This window comes from Kitasatospora sp. NPDC091335, assembly GCF_044757205.1.
Taxonomy (GTDB): domain Bacteria; phylum Actinomycetota; class Actinomycetes; order Streptomycetales; family Streptomycetaceae; genus Kitasatospora.
The window spans coordinates 65823-84525 of record NZ_JBIVUM010000020.1; the positions used below are offsets into that span (position 1 = coordinate 65823).

23 protein-coding genes are annotated in these 18703 nt (G+C 71.2%); all 23 read left to right on the forward strand.

Annotated elements, in window-relative coordinates; genetic code table 11:
* The first annotated feature begins 247 nt into the window (after positions 1-247).
* Positions 248-1042, forward strand: coding sequence for a phage distal tail protein (locus tag ACIQOW_RS32755; protein WP_401091105.1), 795 nt, complete (start codon positions 248-250; stop codon positions 1040-1042).
* Positions 1043-1056: 14 nt separating this feature from the next.
* Positions 1057-2202 (forward strand): hypothetical protein, encoded by a 1146-nt coding sequence (locus ACIQOW_RS32760; protein WP_401091107.1) that lies wholly within the window; start codon positions 1057-1059, stop codon positions 2200-2202.
* Entirely contained in the window at positions 2202-3371 is a 1170-nt protein-coding gene (locus tag ACIQOW_RS32765) for a hypothetical protein (protein WP_401091109.1), read from the forward strand. Before ACIQOW_RS32760 ends, ACIQOW_RS32765 begins: the two co-directional genes overlap by 1 nt.
* A complete protein-coding gene (locus ACIQOW_RS32770; RefSeq protein WP_401091111.1) occupies positions 3368-3889 on the forward strand; it encodes a hypothetical protein in 522 nt (173 codons plus the stop codon). Before ACIQOW_RS32765 ends, ACIQOW_RS32770 begins: the two co-directional genes overlap by 4 nt.
* Before the next feature lie 89 nt (positions 3890-3978).
* Positions 3979-5811 (forward strand): LysM peptidoglycan-binding domain-containing protein, encoded by a 1833-nt coding sequence (locus ACIQOW_RS32775; protein ID WP_401091113.1) that lies wholly within the window; start codon positions 3979-3981, stop codon positions 5809-5811.
* A complete protein-coding gene (locus tag ACIQOW_RS32780; RefSeq protein WP_401091115.1) occupies positions 5811-6056 on the forward strand; it encodes a hypothetical protein in 246 nt (81 codons plus the stop codon). The genes ACIQOW_RS32775 and ACIQOW_RS32780 overlap by 1 nt, the downstream gene beginning before the upstream one ends.
* Positions 6057-6096: 40 nt before the next feature.
* Positions 6097-6381: a hypothetical protein gene (locus tag ACIQOW_RS32785; RefSeq protein WP_401091117.1), complete on the forward strand. Its 285-nt coding sequence runs from the start codon at positions 6097-6099 to the stop codon at positions 6379-6381.
* Between the two features lie 243 nt (positions 6382-6624).
* The gene (locus ACIQOW_RS32790) at positions 6625-7197 is read left to right on the forward strand and encodes a hypothetical protein (protein WP_401091119.1); all 573 of its coding nucleotides are present in this window, start codon (positions 6625-6627) and stop codon (positions 7195-7197) included.
* A 115-nt stretch (positions 7198-7312) separates the two neighbouring features.
* On the forward strand, positions 7313-7867 hold the full coding sequence (locus ACIQOW_RS32795; RefSeq protein ID WP_401091121.1) for a hypothetical protein: 555 nt from the start codon (positions 7313-7315) through the stop codon (positions 7865-7867).
* Entirely contained in the window at positions 7864-8061 is a 198-nt protein-coding gene (locus ACIQOW_RS32800) for a hypothetical protein (protein ID WP_401091123.1), read from the forward strand. Before ACIQOW_RS32795 ends, ACIQOW_RS32800 begins: the two co-directional genes overlap by 4 nt.
* Before the next feature lie 76 nt (positions 8062-8137).
* Positions 8138-8935 carry a hypothetical protein gene (locus ACIQOW_RS32805; RefSeq protein ID WP_401091128.1) on the forward strand — a complete coding sequence of 266 codons (798 nt, stop codon included), beginning with the start codon at positions 8138-8140 and terminating at the stop codon, positions 8933-8935.
* Between the two features lie 109 nt (positions 8936-9044).
* Positions 9045-9797: a hypothetical protein gene (locus ACIQOW_RS32810; RefSeq protein WP_401091130.1), complete on the forward strand. Its 753-nt coding sequence runs from the start codon at positions 9045-9047 to the stop codon at positions 9795-9797.
* An 80-nt stretch (positions 9798-9877) separates the two neighbouring features.
* Positions 9878-10390, forward strand: a complete 513-nt coding sequence (locus ACIQOW_RS32815; protein WP_401091132.1) for a hypothetical protein — start codon at positions 9878-9880, stop codon at positions 10388-10390.
* Positions 10387-10995 carry a hypothetical protein gene (locus ACIQOW_RS32820; protein WP_401091134.1) on the forward strand — a complete coding sequence of 203 codons (609 nt, stop codon included), beginning with the start codon at positions 10387-10389 and terminating at the stop codon, positions 10993-10995. The genes ACIQOW_RS32815 and ACIQOW_RS32820 overlap by 4 nt, the downstream gene beginning before the upstream one ends.
* A 16-nt stretch (positions 10996-11011) precedes the next feature.
* Positions 11012-11317, forward strand: coding sequence for a hypothetical protein (locus ACIQOW_RS32825; RefSeq protein WP_401091136.1), 306 nt, complete (start codon positions 11012-11014; stop codon positions 11315-11317).
* On the forward strand, positions 11314-11490 hold the full coding sequence (locus ACIQOW_RS32830; RefSeq protein ID WP_401091138.1) for a hypothetical protein: 177 nt from the start codon (positions 11314-11316) through the stop codon (positions 11488-11490). Before ACIQOW_RS32825 ends, ACIQOW_RS32830 begins: the two co-directional genes overlap by 4 nt.
* Positions 11487-11666: a hypothetical protein gene (locus ACIQOW_RS32835; protein ID WP_401091139.1), complete on the forward strand. Its 180-nt coding sequence runs from the start codon at positions 11487-11489 to the stop codon at positions 11664-11666. Before ACIQOW_RS32830 ends, ACIQOW_RS32835 begins: the two co-directional genes overlap by 4 nt.
* The gene (locus ACIQOW_RS32840) at positions 11666-12070 is read left to right on the forward strand and encodes a hypothetical protein (protein ID WP_401091141.1); all 405 of its coding nucleotides are present in this window, start codon (positions 11666-11668) and stop codon (positions 12068-12070) included. The genes ACIQOW_RS32835 and ACIQOW_RS32840 overlap by 1 nt, the downstream gene beginning before the upstream one ends.
* Before the next feature lie 24 nt (positions 12071-12094).
* Complete coding sequence (locus tag ACIQOW_RS32845) at positions 12095-12997, forward strand: toprim domain-containing protein (protein WP_401091143.1); 903 nt, start codon at positions 12095-12097, stop codon at positions 12995-12997.
* A complete protein-coding gene (locus ACIQOW_RS32850; RefSeq protein WP_401091145.1) occupies positions 12979-14526 on the forward strand; it encodes a phage/plasmid primase, P4 family in 1548 nt (515 codons plus the stop codon). Before ACIQOW_RS32845 ends, ACIQOW_RS32850 begins: the two co-directional genes overlap by 19 nt.
* A gap of 11 nt (positions 14527-14537) precedes the next feature.
* Positions 14538-16397, forward strand: a complete 1860-nt coding sequence (locus ACIQOW_RS32855) for a DNA polymerase (RefSeq protein WP_401091147.1) — start codon at positions 14538-14540, stop codon at positions 16395-16397.
* Positions 16387-16839 carry an endonuclease domain-containing protein gene (locus tag ACIQOW_RS32860; protein WP_401091148.1) on the forward strand — a complete coding sequence of 151 codons (453 nt, stop codon included), beginning with the start codon at positions 16387-16389 and terminating at the stop codon, positions 16837-16839. Before ACIQOW_RS32855 ends, ACIQOW_RS32860 begins: the two co-directional genes overlap by 11 nt.
* 772 nt (positions 16840-17611) lie before the next feature.
* Positions 17612-18664 carry a hypothetical protein gene (locus ACIQOW_RS32865; protein ID WP_401091150.1) on the forward strand — a complete coding sequence of 351 codons (1053 nt, stop codon included), beginning with the start codon at positions 17612-17614 and terminating at the stop codon, positions 18662-18664.
* Positions 18665-18703 lie beyond the last annotated feature (39 nt).

Here is an 18703-nt window from a genome sequence, read left to right on the forward strand (position 1 = left end):
CGGCGACCAGGGCCCCCTGGGCGACGACCCGCCGCTGGAGCCGGACACCGAGTACCGGGTCCGCTACCACAGCACCGGTCCCGACCTGGACGCCTGGTCGGAGCCCATCACGTTCCGGACCCTGCCGGACCTGCCCCCGCCCTCGCGGCCCGACATCGGCCCGCAGCCCAGCGCCCACAACCCCTACACCGGCCAGCCGTGGACGGCGTCGTGGGGCGGGCTGCTGCTCGGTGAGGACTCCTCCGTCGTGCTTGAGGAGGTGTCCGGCCTCCTGGACGCCCCGGACGTGCGCACCTCGGACGCCGAGCTTCTGCAACGCGACGGCCTCACACCCGGCACCGACTACATGGGCGCGCGCACCGTCACACTGACGATGCTGGCCCTGGACGACCACGAGCTTCCCGCGCTGCTGGCCGCGTTCGCGCCCGGTGGCGAGGAGCGGCCGTTCGCCTTCGCGTTCCCCGGGGTGGCCGGCGGGACGGCCCGGATCATGGCCCGCGTCCGCAAGCGCGCCGTGACCGTCGACCGTGATTTCCACATCGGCCGACGCCGCGTCACTGTCGAGCTGGCGGCCACCGACCCCCGGCTGTACTCGGCCGACGAGGCGACCGCGACCGTGGCCGTGGCCGCGCCCCGCGAAGGCCGGCCGATCTTCCCGCTGACGTTCCCGTTCGACCTCGGCGACGGGCCCTCCACCCGGGCCGCTCCGGACATTGCCAACACCGGCTCGGTCGACACCTGGCCCGTCGTCCGCCTGACCCCGCGCTCCGGGGAGGTGCGCGACCCCTCGCTGACCCTCGTCCACGGCGGCGTGCGCCGCCGCTTCGGCACCCGGGGACTCCAGGTCGGCCGCGGTGACGCCCTCGTGATCGACATGGCCCGCCGCCGCATCACCCTCAACGGCTCGTCCCGCTTCGGCCAGGTCGAATCCACCTCGCAGTGGTTCTCGCTGCCTCCCGGCGCGAGCACCGTTCAACTCGACGTATTGGAAGGCCCCACCGGGGTCACAGCGGACGTGCAGTGGCGCTCCGCCTGGATGTAAGGACCCCTGTTTCTTTGGCAGTTGAACTCCGCGCCCCGCTGTTCATTCAGCAAGGCAGGTACGACGCGCTGGACCTGCGCACGATGATCGGCGGAACCCGGGGCGCCCACGTCGGCGTCTCGGGCCCCACCGCCCTGCTGGTTGAGAAGGTGGACAACCCCACGCCGCGCGTCAGTGTGGCCGCTGGGTCGGTGTGGCTGCCCGACGACGTGGCCGTGTCCCACAAGGGCGCGGTCCACTTCGCGAACCTGGACGCCTCGGTGCAGCTCCAGTGCTCCACCCCCAAGCCGGGAGAGGCCGCGCGCCAAGACCTGGTCGTCGCGTTCGCCGACCCCGACTCCGTCCCGGCCGGCCCCCAGCTCGCCGATATCCGCACCACGGCGGACCAGTACATGCAGCCCGTCTCCTACGCGGCCGACGGCACTCCGTACGCCACCGCCGCCTCCGGCGCACAGGTGACCAAGGAAGGCGCCAAGGGCTGGTCGATCGCCGTGCTCGCCGAGTCCACCCCCGGCGCACGCGACTGGCCGGTGCCCTCCAACTGCATCCGCCTGGCCATCGTCTCCATCAACCAGACCGGCATCACCGGCATCGAGGACGTCCGCTTCGTCGTCGCCGGGCAGCTCGACACCACCCCGCTGCGCCACCTGCGCACCGCCGGGGCCCAGGGCATCGCCCAGGCCGCCACCGGTGCCCCGGCCGGCTCCCTGGTCTACGACTCGGTCAGCACCGCTGTGCACAAGGTGACCGGGCCGAACTCCACCTCACCGCTTGTCCCCGGGGCCGTCCGCCTGGACGCCTCCTACCAGGCAGGAGAGGGCGCATGGGGCGCGGAGGGCTGGCACCAGTTCACCGCCCCGGCCACCCCCTACCCGCGCCTGGCGACGGTCAGCTTCGAAGTCAGCTACCGGGGCGAGTTCGGCGAGGGGTGGATCACCCCGCTGGTCGTCGGCCACGGGGAGCGCCGCCGCGCGGGTCGCCCCCAGTACGTGCGGGCCGGTGACTCCCGGGACGCCCGGGGCTGCGCCACCGTCCGGGTACCGGCCGGCACCCCGTTGTCCGTCGCGACGGTCTGCTCTCCCGACCACACGGAGAACAACAACGTCAAGTTCGTCTCGGCGTGGACGTCCTGCGCCGAAGCCGTCGTGGCGGCGGCCTGATGGACGACAGCTACCGCGTGATCCTTTCCGAGTTCAAGGGCGGCCGGCTGCTGGCCGAGCTGCCCGTCTCGGCGCTGAACTACCGCTCGATCCTCAACGCCCCCGGGGCCGCCTCCTTCAGCGTGCCACTGGCCGCCGAACCCCTCGCCGGACTCGACTGGTCGCTCATCTCGCCGTGGCGGATCATCGCCCACGTCCAACGCGGCAGCCGCGTCCTGTGGGGCGGCCCGCTGCTGACCTGGAACGTGGACCTGGCCGCCGAGGAGATGACGCTCGACTGCGTCGGCCTGTGGGAGTACTACCGCCGCAACATGATCAACCTCGGGTACTCCACCGGCACCACGCCGCGCGAACAGACCACCATCGCCCGGGAGCTGATCCAGCAGTTCTCCGACAACCCCTCCCCGGTCGCCCCGGGCGAGTACGGCTACTGGGGCAGCAACGGCCCCGGCGCGCTCACCTTCGACCCCGACCTGGACACCGTGAAGCGAGAGCGCACCTACCCCTGGTACGAGTGGAAGAGTGTCGGTGAAGCGGTCGAACAGCTCGGCGCAGTCATCAAGGGAATCGACTTCCGCATTGACCACGACTGGGACGTGGAAGCCCGCGTGATCCGCAACCGGATGCGCTGGCTGTACCCGGCCGGAGGCGTGGACACCGGCATCGTCCTGGAGCACGGCGCGAACTGCACCGTCACCTCCGTCACCTCCGACGGCGACAAGATGTGCACCGAGACCGGCGTCAACGGCGCTGGCGAAGGCTGGAGCCAGCTCAAGAGCTGGTGGTACAACGGCGCGCTCGAAACCGAGGACGGCCGCCGCATCCCCCGCCTCGCGTCCATCGCCACCAACAACAGCGTGGTGCGCGTCGAGACCCTGACCGCGCAGGCCGAACGCATGATCGCCGTCGGCGCATTCCCGATCACCGTCCCCGAGGTCACCCTGCACCCGGGCGGCGAGTACTCCGCCGCCGAACTGCGCGTCGGCCACAAGATCCGCGTGCGCGCCCGCACCGCCCGCTGGCCCGGCATCGACGCCGAGTACGTCATCCAAGAGATCAGTACCAAGGTCACCCGGACCGGCGAGGAGACCACCCTCAGCCTGGTCCCCGTCACGATCTTCGAGCGCGTGGACGACTGGGTGAAGGGCGAACTGGAGGCAGCCGCATGACCGTCTACGGCCGCCCCACCCTCGCCGACGAGTTCCAGGACATCGACACCCGCCTGGCCGCGATGGAACGCACCGCCAGCGCCCTCGGCGCGGTCCTGCCCATGACCCCCTACCGGCCCGGCCTGGACGTCGCCACCGCCTGGCGCGCCGCCGCCACCATCCCCACCGCCGGCATCGCCCACCCCGTCCTGCGCCTGGACTGCCGAGTCTCCAGCCGAACCGGCGCAACCGTCTGGCTCCGGCTGTTCGACGTCGACAAGGCCCGCGCGGTCACCGCGGAATGGCAGTACACCGGCGGCGCGCTCAACAACGGCTGGGTCAGGCTCGATTGGGTCCTGCCCACCGGCGGCGGACAGCCCGGCGAGTGGCAGCGCGTCCTGCTCCAGACCCGCACCGACGTGGAAGGCGGCGGCACCGTCGACCCCGGCGTGGCCATGGCCCTCCCGTTCAACCAAGCCCCGAAGGCGACCGAGGCCGGCACCTGGACCCCCGTCCCGCTCCCGCCCGGCTACGCCTGACCCGCAGCTGCCACCCGCACAGCAGCCCCGCCCGAACTCCCGGGCGGGGCCTTCCTGCTGAAAGGACCCGCTACATCTCCCGCGAAGCCATGATCACCGAGGCCCTGAAGTGGGCCGACCAGAACTACCGAGGCGGCATCAGCCCGAACGGCCGCTACTACGACACCCCCTTCGGCAAGTGGTACGCCCCGGGCTTCAACCACGAACCCTTCTGCGACATGTTCGCCTCCTGGTGCGCCGACAAGGGCGGCGAGGCCACGGCCGTCGGCCGGTTCGCCTACTGCCCCTCGCACGTCCAGTTCTTCCGCAATAAGGGCCGGTGGCACGGCCGGGGCGAGCAGTTCCGGCGCGGCGACATCATCTTCTTCAGCTGGGACGGCGGCCCGACCGCCGACCACGTGGGCATCGTCCTGGAGGACTCCGCCCCCGGCCAGAGCGTGAAAACCGTCGAGGGCAACACCGCCCGGGGCGACGGCGCGGGCCAGGGCTCCGGCGGCTACGTCGCCCGCAAGACCCGCCCCCGCTCCGTCGTGCTCGGCGTCGGCCGCCCCGCCTTCACCTCCGGCGGCACCACCGCCCCCAACCCGCCGACCGGCCAGGCCGTCACCATCAACGGCAAGCCGTACGGCCCGGGTGCGCGCGGCGAGCACATCACCGCCATGGGCCACGCCCTGGTGCGCGCGGGCTGCTCCCGCTACACCGAGGGCCCCGGGCCGGCCTGGGGCACCGCCGACACCGAGAGCTTCCGCGCCTGGCAGCTCAAGCTGGGCGACACCGACAGCGCCGACGGCATCCCCGGCCCGAAGCAGCTCGCCCGGCTGCTCGCCGAGTTCGGCAGCGCGCCCGCGCCGCAGCCGCCGGCCACCCGCACGATCACCGTCCGCCGGGGCATGACGCTCGGCGGGATCGCCGTCGCCGTCGGCACCACCGTTGCCGGGCTGCTCGCGTTGAACCCCCAGATCGACAGCCCGGACCGGATCACCGAAGGCCAGGAGATCACCGTGCCCGCCGCGTCAGCGTCGCCGACGGCCGCCCCGACCGCCGATCCGGCCACCGAGGCGCCCGCCCCGGAGACGGACCCGGCCGAGACCGAGCAGCCTGCGCCCAGCCCGGACCCGCTGCCCGCACCGGCCCCGGGCGCGGCCACCCACACCGTCGCAGCGGGCGACACCCTTGCCGCCATCGCCGCCCGCTACGGCGTGGGCCTGGACGCCGTGGTCAACGCCAGCCCGCAGGTGCTCAACCCGGACCGGATCGAGGCCGGCCAGGTCATCAGCCTGCCGACCGCCACCGCGACGGCCGACGCCCCGCCGGTTCACACCGTCGTTCCCGGCGACACCCTGTGGGACATCGCCGCCTGCTACCGCGTCACCCTGGAAGCCCTGGTCGCCGCGAACACCGCCACCGTGGCCAACCCCGACCTGATCTTCCCCGGACAGGACATCGTGATCCCGGACGGCTCCGCGCCCGTCCCGCGCCCGGCAGCCCCGAAGGCCCCGGCCCCGGCCCCGGAGCGCGCCGTGCCCGCACCGGTCGAACCCACCCCGGACCCGCAGGTCGAGGAGGTGCCGGCCACCCCGAGCACCGGCTACTCCGACGACCTCGCCGGGTGGATCGAGAAGGCCCGGGACATCCTGCGGGCCAACGGCGACCTGGTCCCGTCCGCTGCGGCGATCGAGCACCGCGCGATGGTCGAGTCCGGCGGCAACCCGCTCGCCGAGAACCACTGGGACTCCAACGAAGCCGCGTACGGCGGGACGTACGGCCTCCTCCAGACCATCAAGCCGACGTTCGACGCCTACTCCCTGCCCGGCCACCGCAACATCCTCAACCCCGTGGACTCGATCATCGCCGGAGTCCGCTACGCGAACGCCACCTACGGCTCGTTCGAGTCGATCGCCTGGAACTCAGGGGGCTACTGATGGCCAGCGAGGACGAGCGCCTGGGCGGCGTCGTCATCGGCCCGCGCGAAATCTACGACACCCTGGTCGAGGTCCGAGAAGACGTCCGCTCCCTCGCCCAGAGCGGCGACGCCGTAGACCAGACGCTCAAAGACCACGAGGACCGCGTCCGCGCCCTGGAGCGCTGGCGCTACGGCGTCGTCGCCTCCGGACTCGCCGGAGGCACCGCACTGATCACCGACGTCGTCGCACGCCTGAAGGGCTGACCCCATCGACAACCTGAAGACCTGGATCACCGACAACCCCGTGCGAGCCCGCTCGGCCGTCGTCGCACTGCTCACCGTGCTCGGCACCGTCATGCCGAAACTCGCCGGGATCGAGACCAACGAAGCCGTCATCGGCCTGCTGCTCGCCCTCGCCGCGATGGCCGGCGGGCACTCCGCGGGTAAGCACGTGGTCACGCACGAGACCGACGCAGCCAACAGCGAGGCGGCCCGCGTCGAAGCGCTCGCCGAGTGCTGCGCGTGCCCGCACACCGACACCGCGCCCGCCTCCGTGGTCGGCACGGACGAGATGAAGCCGAAGCGATGAACCCCGCCCCGACCCGCCTTGTGGCAGGTCGGGGCCTTTTCTCGTCCCCGGAGCCAGCATGGTGGAATGGATGGCGGGCGCCGCTGGTTGGCCTACGTCCCTGTTCGATCTGAGAGGAACCCGTTGCCCCCCAAGAAGACGGCACCGCACTGGCAGGAGGTTCCTGGCACACAGGAGGTCATGAACCGGGCTCTCCCGTTGCTGGCCTCCGCGCGGGCGCGTGAGTACGGTCCCCTCGCGACGGTGGTGTTCGAGACCACATTGCTGTTCACGAACAGCGAGGGCTTGCCCGACCTGCGACGGGACAGCCACGACGCCAAGCGATGGATGTCCGATCTGCTGGACGCCGCTGGCCTCAAGCCCACTCCGGGCGATTCCACAGAGCGCCGGGAAGAGCTGAAGAAGGAACGAGAGACGACTCGGCAGGGCATCCGCGCAGCCATGTCTCAGGTCCGGGTCGACTACGTCCGGAGCCTGGACAACGACCCCGCCGAGCGGCAGAAGCGGTTCCCGGGCCTGGCGTCCTCTGACGAGATCTTCGCGTACTACCGGATCGTGCCGCAGGCCCAGAAGGAGATCGTTTCGGCAAACCGCCGGGCGCTTCAGGTCGCCAGCCGCATCGCCTTCGGAGAAGGGGACGACCTGGCGGTCCCCCCTGTCCGCAGCCCGCAGGTCGTCCGTAGCTTCCGTCAGGCGCTCGCCACTCTCACCCCGCAGGCCGTGGCCTCCCTGGACTCGGAAACCCGGGACCAGCTCCGCCGGGAGCTCGCCGAGACCCGCGCCGTGCTGCTCGCGCTGGATGAGTCCCTGAGCTGACCCCGTCCTCCTGGCCCCGTCTTCCCCCACCCCGGGAGGGCGGGGCTTTTTCTTTCCGGGCCCTCGCCGTCGGCTGCTAACCGGGGCGCCTCAACGACGGTGAGGAGGTGCGGACTTGAAGAGCATCGCACTGATCGGCCGGGCCCGGTCCGGCAAGGACACGGCGGCCGGCGTCCTGGCGGCGCACGGGTACAACCGCCTCGCGTTGGCCGACCCGCTCAAGGTCATGGCGTACGACATCGACCCGGTGGTGGGCACCGAGCTGCTGGGCGTGCACGCCCCGGCCCCCGTCCACCTGGCCGAAGCGGTGAACCGCTACGGCTGGGAGGCCGTGAAGGACAAGTTCCCGGCGGCCCGGCGGTTCTTGCAGCGGCTCGGCACCGAGGGCGTCCGCCGCCACGTCGACCCGGACTTCTGGATCACCCGGTGCCTGCGGGCCGCTGCTGCGGCCGGCGGGCCGGTGGTCGTGACCGATGTGCGCTTCGTCAACGAGGTGGACGCGCTGCGCGCCGCCGGGTTCGAGGTGTGGTTCATCGACCGGGGTGCCCCGAACGGCGACCATCCGAGCGAACAGCTCGGCCCCGAGCACGCCGACCGGACCGTGCCCAACACCGGCTCCCTCCCCGACTTCCACACCCGAATCCGCGAAGCCCTGGAGGCCACCGCATGACCCTGCGCGACCGCTTCGACGCGATCGACCGCACCGCGACCGCGATTGAGAACGTCCTCTTCGTCTACACGCCCGTGCCGGACGCGCTGTCTCCGGACGAGCGCGAGGCTGACGAGCAGGCCGCGAACGCCCGCATCCAGGCGGAGGTGCCCGGCTACGTGGAGACCCTGCCGTCGCTGCTCGCCGCTGCATGATCCCGCGCCGCTGCGCGGTGGCCCGCCCCGGCCGGGGCGGGCCTTTTTCCATGCCCTCCAACAGAATCGAGAGCCCATGTCTGACGGCGTCCGCACGATCTACCAGTCCGGCAGCCGGTACTACGTCCACCCGGAGTCGGGCGACCTCGCCCCCTCGGTGACGTCCATCCTGAGCATGGAGGCGAAGCCGTTCCTTCAGGACTGGTCGGCCGGCATGGCGGCCGAGGCCGCGGTGACCGACCTGGAGGTGGTCCAGCGCATCGCCGCCCGCGACCGGCAGGCGGCCGTGGACTTCTTGAAGTACGCGGCGAAGAGGTACACCAAGGTCCGCGCGGATGTGGGCAGCCTGGTGCACGACTACTTCGAGCTGCGGCTGCGCGGTGAGGAGGTGCCGTACCCGCACCACGACGTTGAGCCGTACGTGCCGCACATCGAGGCGTGGCTCGACCGCTACCAGCCCGAGCTGCTGCACGCCGAAGACGTCGCCTGGTCCCGTGAGCACGGGTACGCGGGCTCGTTCGACTTCATGGTGAAGATCAACGGGAGGACGGTTCTGGGCGACCTGAAGACCGCCAAGAGCGTGTATCTGTCGGTCGCCTACCAGCTCGCCGCGTACGCCCATGCGGACGACCTGATCACCGTGGACCGCAAGATCCGGGCGTTCCCGAAGGTCGATGCCGGCGCGGTGCTCCACATCACCCCGCAGAGGGCCGAGTTCCGCCCGGTGACGATCGACAACGCGATCTTCGACCGGTTCCTGACCCTGCGCCGCCGCTTCGCCGACGACCGGGCCTCGGACGCCGGGATCATCGGCCGCGTGGCCTGGAAGAACGAGGCCGGCCGCCTGACCGGCACCGCTCGCCGCGCCTCCTGACCCGGGCCTTATAGCCGTTCCGACTTAACCCCCACGGGGCTGGTTAACCACCCCGACTTAAGCGACGGGGCGCTCGACCGGCGGCCCGCACCCGACAGAACGGAAGCACTTGAGCGACGCACTCGACAACATCTTCAACAGCGACCCGGAGCTGGCGGAGCGCGCGGAACGCGCCGAGGCCAACGCCCGCCCGGACGTGGCCGGGACCTTCCGGGCCTACGAGCCCGACCCGGCTGGCGGCTTCCCCCGGGCCCTGCACAAGTGGCGCGTCACCAGCGCGGTACCGGCCACCGCGGAGGCGGTGGCGGAGCTGCTGGGCGGCACGCCGCACGAGCTGGACACCGAAGCCGAGGACGCCATCGCGGTGGACACCGACACCGACCGCGTCGAGGTCGTCATCGACGGCCCGGAGGCGATCGAGTTCGACATGAAGCACTGGGTCAATGGCAAGCTCGCCCACCATTGCAACACCCGGACCTTCCTCAGCCCGCCGGAGGACGTGGGCGCGCCGTGCCGCTGCCCGCGCACCATCGCGGAACTGCGGTCGCGGGCGAAGGACGAGCGGGGCCCCAAGCCGGACATCCGCATCAACTTCCGGCTCGCGCACGACCCGCACCTGGGCGTCTTCCGTTACAAGACGTCGGGCTGGACGCTGATCAGCGAGCTGCCCGCGCTGAAGAACGCGCTGGCGAAGATCGGCGGCCCGGCTCTGGTCCACCTGGTCAACGAGCGCGTGCAGTACACGAGCAAGGCAGGTCGGGACGTGGACTACCAGAAGCTCACCGCCAAGGTCATCAAGCCATACGAGCAGGCGATCACCGACACCCCGGCTGCGGCCGTCGAGGAGGAGCCGCCGTTCTAACGGCGCTCCACCTGCACCACCACCAGCGGGACCGGTCCCTCGGGGGCCGGTCCCGCTCCCGTTTCCCGGGAGAGAGAAACATGAACACCTGTATCAACCACGCGGGCCTTCAGCGCCACGGGCGGGCCTGGGAGCCTGCGGACAAGCGCCGCCTAACGCTGCTCCGCGCCGAGGGCGTTGGATTCGCGGAGATCGCCCGGCTGCTCGGCCGGACCGAGGCGGCCGTTCGAGCCCAGGCGAAGAAGCCCGCCCCGGCCGCAGCTCCGTGCCAGAGCCTGCCCGCGCGCATGCGTGCGGCCGAGCTGCTGGAGCAGCGGGACCGCACGGGGCTGACCTTCGAGCAGATGGCGGCCCGCGCCGGTATCCTCTCTGGCCCCGGCATCCTGTACGTCGTTGCCGACGAGAAGAACCAGCTCTCCCCGCACTACACCAACGCGATCAGGGCACTGCCCGATGCCGTCCGCCGGGCAGCCCCGGCACTGACCGTGGTCCTCCCTGACTCCCCGCCGCCCGGCTTCGTCAACGTCGTGGTCCCCGAGCGCCTGGCCGCCACGGTCCAGATGATCGTTCACGCGATGGGTGCCCAGCGGTGACCGCGTGGGAGGTCGACGCCGAGCTGTTCGGCAAGGCCAGCAGCAAGGCGTTCCTTGCCTTGCTCGCCGCCCGGTGCGTGGAGCTGAGTGGGACCTCGGCTCATGTCAGTTCTGACATGAAGGTGTCGGCCGAGACCTTCGCGCAGGGCGCGGGGAGGTCCCGCAACACCGTGAAGGCATACGTCAGGACGTGGGATCTCCTCGCCAAGGACGGGCACGTCCCGCCGCGCACCGAGCTGGTTCCGGGCATGGATGTGGAGCTTCCTGCCGCGAAGGCATGGACGGAGTACTACCGCCGGGCGAACCCGCCGAAGGCGAAGAAGACCGACGGGGTGACTCTGGAGCAGGCCGAGGCCGCCATCTCCGACGAGCCTCCCGGGACAGTGCTGCCGGTGCCGCAGGGCCGACGAGTGGAGACGTACGTCACTCGGATGTTCGAGGCCACCGAGGACATCGAAGACCGCATTCCCGGACCCGCCGGGGACGCGGTGGGGCGCTTGGTGGAAGCCCTGGCGGCCCTGCGCGACCCCGTCCAGACGAACCGCGCCTACCTGCACAGCCTGGACGCCGTGGCCGAGCTGGTCGCTGCGCTCGGAACCCCCTGACAGAGAGAGAACCCCTTTGCACACCCCGACCAGCGCGGAGCCGATTCCGGCCCGCCTCGTCAACCCCCTGCCCGCCGTTGACCGGGCGCAGGAGATCATGCGCATGGCCTTCCGCGAGTCCCCGCGCCCGCCGTCGGCCGGCACCCGCAACTCGCAGGCCAAGCTCACCGAGCGCAAGGTCTACGCGATCAGGCGCGCGGCCGACCTGGGCGCTAGCCTCGCCGCGCTCGCGGAGGCGTTCAACATCTCCGAGCGAGCGTGCCGCCACATCGCCCGCCGGACCTCCTGGGCCCATCTGCCGGAGGAGGGCCCGGCCCGGTGAGCGACCACTTCACCCCGCTGTGGAAGGTCCCGCCCGAGCAGCGGCGGACCTTCCTGCGCACCCGAGCACGGGCTCTTGCCGCCGAAGGCGCGTCCCCGTGCCGACTGCTGCGGGCCTCCGACGCGGCCCACACCGTCGACTTCCGCGAGCAGCGCCCTCAGGAGGAGACGTGACCTACCGCATCGGCCTGGGCGTCGCCCCGGCGATCGGGGACCTGTACAGGGCCGGGTCCGGGGACACCATCGTGTTCCTGGCCGGCGCGCGTGGACGCGAGGACTGGTTGCGCTACTGGCAGGCCGCGGCCGTCGCCGTGTTCCGGGGCGCGGCCCTGACGGTGGTGACCGCCTAGTGGCCAACCGCTCGAAGGCGAAGGGCACCGCGTGGGAATCCGCGGTGGCCGACTACCTGAACGAACAGCTCGGCCAGTACCGGGAGTTCTGGCAGGACGGCGACCGCGCCGTGCGCTGGAAGGACCCGCTGGACCCGGACAACATCCGGCGCAACGTCCAGGAGGGCGTGAACGACATCGGCGACCTCGGGGTACGCCCGTTCGCCGGGGAGTGCAAGGCGGAGAAGTCGTACGACCTCGCCTCGTACGTCCGCCAGGCCGAGGCCGAGGCGAAGAACGCCGGGATGCCGTTCGGCGTCGCGTACGTCAAGAAGCCCCGCGCGAAGACCGAGGACGGGTACGCCGTCACCTCCATCCGCACGCACGCGGCGATCGTCAAGGCCCTTCGGGAGGCCGGTTACTAACCGAAGAGGAGAGGGCCGTTGCGCATGTCGGCGATCCTGGACCGCCTGGAGGAGTGGCGGGACTACCAGAGCGGCGAGTGGGTGGCGCGCTGCCCGGCGCACGACGACGGGAAGCCGTCGCTGTGGATCAACCTGAAGACCAACGGCATGGTGGGCCTGGCCTGCCGCGCCGGGTGCGCCTTCGAGGACATCGTCGCCGGGATGGACCTGCTGCCCCGGAACCTGTTCAACGTGGACTCGGAGGGCCTGGTCGCCGTCGCCGAGGCCCGGCCGGAGCCGGTCTCCCCGTTCCTGACGGCGGCGCTGCGGGTGTGGCTGGACAGCCTGCCGGCCGGTGACGATGCCGCCCCGGCTGTCGCCTACGCACAGAGACGTTTCGGTCTGGGCGCGGCGGAGCAGGACCGGCTGGGTCTGCGCTGGTGGCCGGGCCCGCAGCCGTGCCCCGAGTGGGTTCCGACCTCGTTCGTCCGGTATCCCCGCCTGGTCGTGCCGATGGCCGACTTCGCGGGAGTGGCCAGGGGCGCCCAGGGCCGGGACCTCTCGGGGCGTTGCCCCGGCCGGTGGATCTCGCTCGCCAACCCCGACGGCTTCGAGTGGCAGCGGTACGGGGTGTTCCCCGGGGCCGACCCCGGCGCGCCGTGGATCGTCGCCGAGGGCCTGTCGGACCCGCTGGCCGTGGTCGCCGACGGCTACAACGCCGTCGGGGTGCGCGGGGCCGCGCTGCTCAACAACGATCCCGCCACGTTGGACGCGCTGGCCGCCGGCCTGGCCGGCCGCGACGTGCGGGTGTGCGGCGACAACGACAGGTCGGGCCGTGCCTTCGCCCAGACCATTCTGGCCGCGCTCCATGAACGGGGCCTGCCCGCCCGGCGGTTGACCCTTCCCGCCGGTTTCAAGGACTACGCAGTATGGAGAGAGACCCGGTGACGTACGCCATCGACAGCCTGACAACCCCGTACGAGCCGGACCGGCCCGCGCTGACGCTGCCGCCGGCCGAAGCGGTGGCGGCCTACCGCGAAGCGGCGTCCCGGTACGGGGCGAGCGACATCGTCAACGCCCACGCGCTGGTCCAGTACACCAAGGGCGGCATCCGCTACGCCGACGGTGTCGGCTTCCACGTCTGGAGCGGGACGCACTGGGTGCGCAACGAGGTGCTGGTGCGCCAGGCCGCCCACGACCTCGGCGCGGCGATGGTCGAGACGCTGGCCCGGGAGAAGGCGGTCATCCGGGAGGCGCTGGCGCTGAAGCTGGCCGGGGATGCCTTGGAGGCCGAGTACGAGAAGCAGGTCGCAGCGCTGCCGCTGGCGAAGGCCGCGAAGGGCTTCACCATGGCCAGGCGGATCGATGACCTGATGCGCGAGCTGGCCTCGGTGCGGGGCGTGCACTGCGAGGTGGACGACTTCGACAACCAGCCGCACCTGCTCAGCTTCGCCGACTGCACGGTGGACCTGCGTACGGGCGTGGCTCAGCCCCACGACCCGGCGGACATGCTGACCAAGGCGCTCCCGTGGAAGTACAACCCGAAGGCGACGGCCCCGCGCTGGCTGCGGTTCCTGGACGAGGTGTTCCCCAACGAGCCGCTGATGCCCGCCTACATCCGCCGGCTGTGCGGGTACGGCATCACGGGCAGCACTGCGGAGCAGGCGTTCGCGGTGCTGGTCGGTGTCGGCGCGAACGGCAAGAGCGTGTTCCTGGACACCCTGTCGTACGTCTTCGACGCGCTCAGCGAGACCACCAGGTTCGAGACGTTCGAGGACCGGGGCAGCAGCATCCCCGCCGACCTGGCCGCGCTGCGCGGGGCCCGGATGGTCATGGCCAGCGAAGGCGAGGCGGGCAAAGCGATGAGCGAGTCCGTGCTGAAGAGGGCCACCGGATCCGACCGGCTCACCGCGCGGTTCATGAGGGAGAACTTCTTCACGTACGCCCCGACTTTCCTGCTGTGGTTGGCGTCCAACCACACCCCTCAGTTCCGTTCCCAGGACACCGGGTTGTGGAGGCGGGTGAAGCTGATCAAGTTCGACCGCTACTTCGCCCCGGAAGAGCGCGACCACGGCATCTTCGCCACCCTGCGCCAGGAGGCCGAGGGCATCGCGGCGTGGGCGGTGGCCGGCGCAGTGGAGTGGTACGCGGAGGGCCTGAAGGAGCCCGACTGCATCAAGACCGCCACCAGCAACTTCAAGGAGAACTCGGACGCGCTGGCGGAGTTCCTGACGGACGTCCTGGTGAGGACCGGCAGCGACAAGAGCCACGTCCCCGCGCAGGAGGCTTACACCGCGTACCGCGACTGGTGCGAGGCCCAGGGCGAGAAGGCGTGGACCCGCCGTGGCTTCATCTCCGCGCTGGACGAGCGCGGCATCCGCCAGCACCGCATGAACAAGGGCCGGATGCTGCTGGGCGTCCGCTTCGCCGACCAGCCACCGGCCGGGCCGGGAGTCTTCGACATCACCAACGACTAGGAAAAGAGCACATGCGGGTACACCCGTACCGACTGGCCGGAGAGCCGGTCGAGATCAAGGTCCCCGAACGCTGGGACGACCTGCGGGAGTTCCGCACCTGGTGGACCGCCCACGCGGCGGCCGGCACCCTGCTGGGCTTCGACACCGAGACCACCGGCCTGGCCTGGACCGACCGAATACGGCTCGTCCAGTTCGGCGACACCCACACCGCGTACGTCATCCCCGTCGAACTCGGCGGCCCGTTCCGCGAGGCCGCCCGGGAGGCGCTGGCCGCGCTCCCCAACATGGTCGCCCACAACCTGGCGTTCGACGCGCTGAAGGTCGACACCGAGCTGGGCATCCGGCTCGAAGACCTCTACCCCCGGGCCCAGGACTCCCGGGTCGCAGCCCATCTGCTCGACAGCCGCCACGACTACGAGGGCGGCGTCGGCCTGTCGTTGAAGCCGTTGTCGGCCTGGTACGTCGACCCGGCCGCGCCGGACACGCAGAACGACCTGACGAAGGTCTTCAACAGCATGGGCCTCACCAAGGAGAACGGCTGGGCGCGGATCGACCTCTCGCACGACGTCTACGAGTTGTACGCCGGTCTCGACGCCCTGCTCGTCGCCCGGCTGCTGCCCAAGCTGCTGGCCCGGTACCAGGCGGAGGGGCTGCGCTCGGCGCTGCTGCCGTACGAACACCGTCTTGCCCTGGTCTGCGCGAAGTTGCAGCGCACCGGCATGCTCATCGACCCCGAGTACACCAAGGGCCTGGTGGGCCGCCTCGCCGACGAGAAGAAGCTCTTCTCCGACATCGCGGCCCGCTTCGGCGTGGACTCGGTGAACTCCCCGGACCAGGTGGCCGGCGCGCTGCTGGGCATGGGCGAGCGGTTGACGGAGAAGACCGACAGCGGCGCGTTGTCGGTGGCCAAGGAGGTGCTGTTGCCCTTGGCGGACCTGGACCAGGACTGGCAGCGCCTCGGGATGCGCGAGCCCAACGTCCTGGCGGACGCGGTGCTGCGGGCGAAGCGCGCGGGGAAGTGGTCCACGTCCTACGCCGAGGCGATGCTGAACAACCGCGACGCCTTCGACCGCATCCACCCGAAGATCAACCCTCTGGGGGCCCAGACCGGCCGCGCCAGCCACTCCGACCCGGCCATGGCCCAACTGCCCTCCCATGGCTGGGAAGTGCGCCGGTGCGTGGTCGCCGAGCCGGGGCACGTCTACTTCTCGGTGGACCAGCAGGCCGTCGAGCTGCGGGTGCTGGCCGCGCTGTCCGGGGAGTCCCGGATGATCCGGGCCATCGCCGCCGGGCACGACCTGCACGGGTTCGCCGCCGAGATGATGTACGGCAAGGAGTACTCGAAGGCCGATCGCACCCTCGCCAAAATCGCCGGACTCGGCACCGCGTACCAGGGCGGGGCGGCGACGCTGGCCAGGCAGACCGGTCAGGAGGTGGAGGTCATGCGTGACACCCTCCAGCGCTACGGCCGGGCCTTCCCCGGGATCAAGAGGTGGGCCCGCAAGATGCAACGGGTCGCGCTGGCGGAGCGCTGCACGATGACCACGGTGGTCGGCCGCAGGCTCCACCTGGACCGCGACAAGGTGTACAAGGCCGTCGCGTACGCGTGCCAGTCCACGGCCAGGGACACGATGGGGCAGGCGTTGATCACGATGGACGACCAGGGCCTGACCCCCTACCTCACCATGTGGGTGCACGACGAGGTCGTGGGCACCGCTCCGAAGCGGGAGGCCGCGGACGTCGCCCGCTCGTGCGCCGAGGCCATGAGGATGACGCTCGCCGGCGTGCCCCTGGACACCGACGCCGAGGTCTACGGGCCGAGCTGGGCCGACGGCTACGGCCTGCCGAAGGAGTGGGCCTATGCGGCGTGACCGGGAGCCGGAGAGCGCGCACACGCAGTTCTGCGCGGTCTGCGACGACGAGAAGCCACTCGCCCAGTTCGCCCGGCGCAAGCGCTCGCCGAACGGCCGGGCCACCGTCTGCCGACGATGCGTGAAGGCCGCGAACAACCGGGCCGGCAAGGACCCGGCCGTCGTCCGCAAGCGCCGGGACGCCCGGCTGCGCCGGGTCTACGGCATCACACTGAGCGACTACGAACGGATGGGCCGCCAGCAGCGGTGGCGGTGCGCGATCTGCGGGCAGAAGGCCGCCACAGGCGACCGTCTCGTGGTCGACCACGACCACGACAAGCCCCACGGACAGGCCGTCAGAAGGCTTCTGTGCCGGGGGGAGAACTCCGCCCTGGGGCACTTCGGCGACTCCTCCGCCCGGCTCGACCTCGGGGCCTCATACCTCCGCAAACACGGCAAATGAGGCTCAACTCACATTACCTACCCTTTACGTACATACATGCAGGTAAGGGGCTTGATTCGGACATAAGCGATCTTTTTACCAACTCTTCACTTGTTGAGCACACAACGGACACATGCCTATGCTCCCCTCGCACGCCGCGCCGGAGGATGCGCGGCCGATAACAAGGAGTAGCGATGCGGCGGGGAGGATGGTCCCGGTCCGGCGGTGCTCGCCGGTACCTCCGCCGCATCGCCCGAGTCCGCCGGGAGGTCGCCCGGACCATCACCCCTGCCCTGGCGCTGGCCGTCCGCCTCGCCATGGGCATCACCGACGGCAGTCGCTTCAGCGTCGAGTCGCCGGCCGACGAGCCTTCCGGGTGGGTGTCCGCCTGGACGTGGCTGCGGACGTTAGCGGCCCTGCACATCCACCGGTCTGTCCGGCCGTTACCCCATCGGGCGCGCGTGGAGCGCGCCCTGCACCTACGTCTCTCCCGCTGCATGGCCCTGCGCTCGCGGCGGCTCACCCTCGCTGCGGCATCGGCACCACGCCGAAGCCGTGCGGGAGTTCTCGCGGCCTGACCTGACGACAGGCCCCTTCACGCCCCTGCCCTTCGGCTGACCCCGAACCGGCAGGGGCTTTTTCATGCCCCGACGCGGCCGTTGCCCGCCGGGGCATTGTCATGCCCTGATGCGGCCTGAGTGCCGGCCGGTGGCTTCGCCATGCCCTTTTGCGGTCCCCCGCGCGGCGACGCCTCATGCCCTCATCAATGTTCTGTACATGCCAAGGAATCTTCATGTCTTCCCCCTGCATCACCCCCGCACTGATCCTCCAGGCCCAGGCCCCCAAGCCGCTGCCCGCCCTGACCGGCATGGGCAAACTCGACCGGGGCCGGGTCGCAACGGAGGAGATCCTGAACGGACTTGAGGGCATCGCCCGGTCCGTCTCCCGCAAGCGCGCAGCGCAGATGGAAGGCGACAGCCACCAGGCCGCCCAGGACATCGCCCAGGAGATGCGGTTCTCGTTCTGGCGCGCGATCCACGCGTGGGACGTCGACGCCGACAACCGCGCGGAGTTCACCTCCTACGCCTTCCAGCGGGCCAAGCTCGACGGGCGTGCGGTCAGCGCCCGCGAGAACGCACCGGGCGTGCCCCGCTCGGCCTCCGCCGCGTTCATGGGCGCCCTGTCCCGCAGCGACGGCGATTTCGACGCCGCGAAGGCGGAGTTGGTCAACCACCCGGTGACAGGCCGCCGCTTCTCCGCCGAGCAGGCCGACATCGTCGCCGCCGCGTTCGACCGCCCGGTGCCGATCTCCGCCGTGCCGGACAGCGCGCTCGACGCTTCCACCGCCCAGGACCCGGACCGCCTGGTCGAGTACACCCCGCTCGGCACCACCCCGCGCACCGCCCGCCTGCGCCTCGCGGTCAAGGACGGCCGGCCGGTCGTCGGCGCGGCCACCACGGAGGGCTGGTGCACCGACCTCCAGCCCTCCCTGGCGCACAACCCCCTGGAGATCTCGCGCGACGCCGTGCGCTGCAAGGGCGTGAAGGTCACCGGCACCAAGCGCGGCAAGCACGCCACCGGCGCGATCATCGACCGCGACGTGGAAGCCGAGACCTCCACCCGCTACGCCGCCGCCGCGCGGGCGAAGGCCGCCGAGCTGCTGGCCGGCATGTCGCCGACCGAGGCCGCCATCGCCCGCTGCGCGTTCGGCTTTGACGGACCGCCGATGCTCACCGACGCCGGAAAGCTGCACGCCACCGCCATAGCCGAGGCGCTGGGCAGCACCCCCGGCAGCGTCAAGGCCACCTGGTCGCGTGCCCTCAAGAAGCTGCGGGCCACCGCGTGAACACCACTGCTAACCACCCCGCCTCAAGCGTGCCGAACT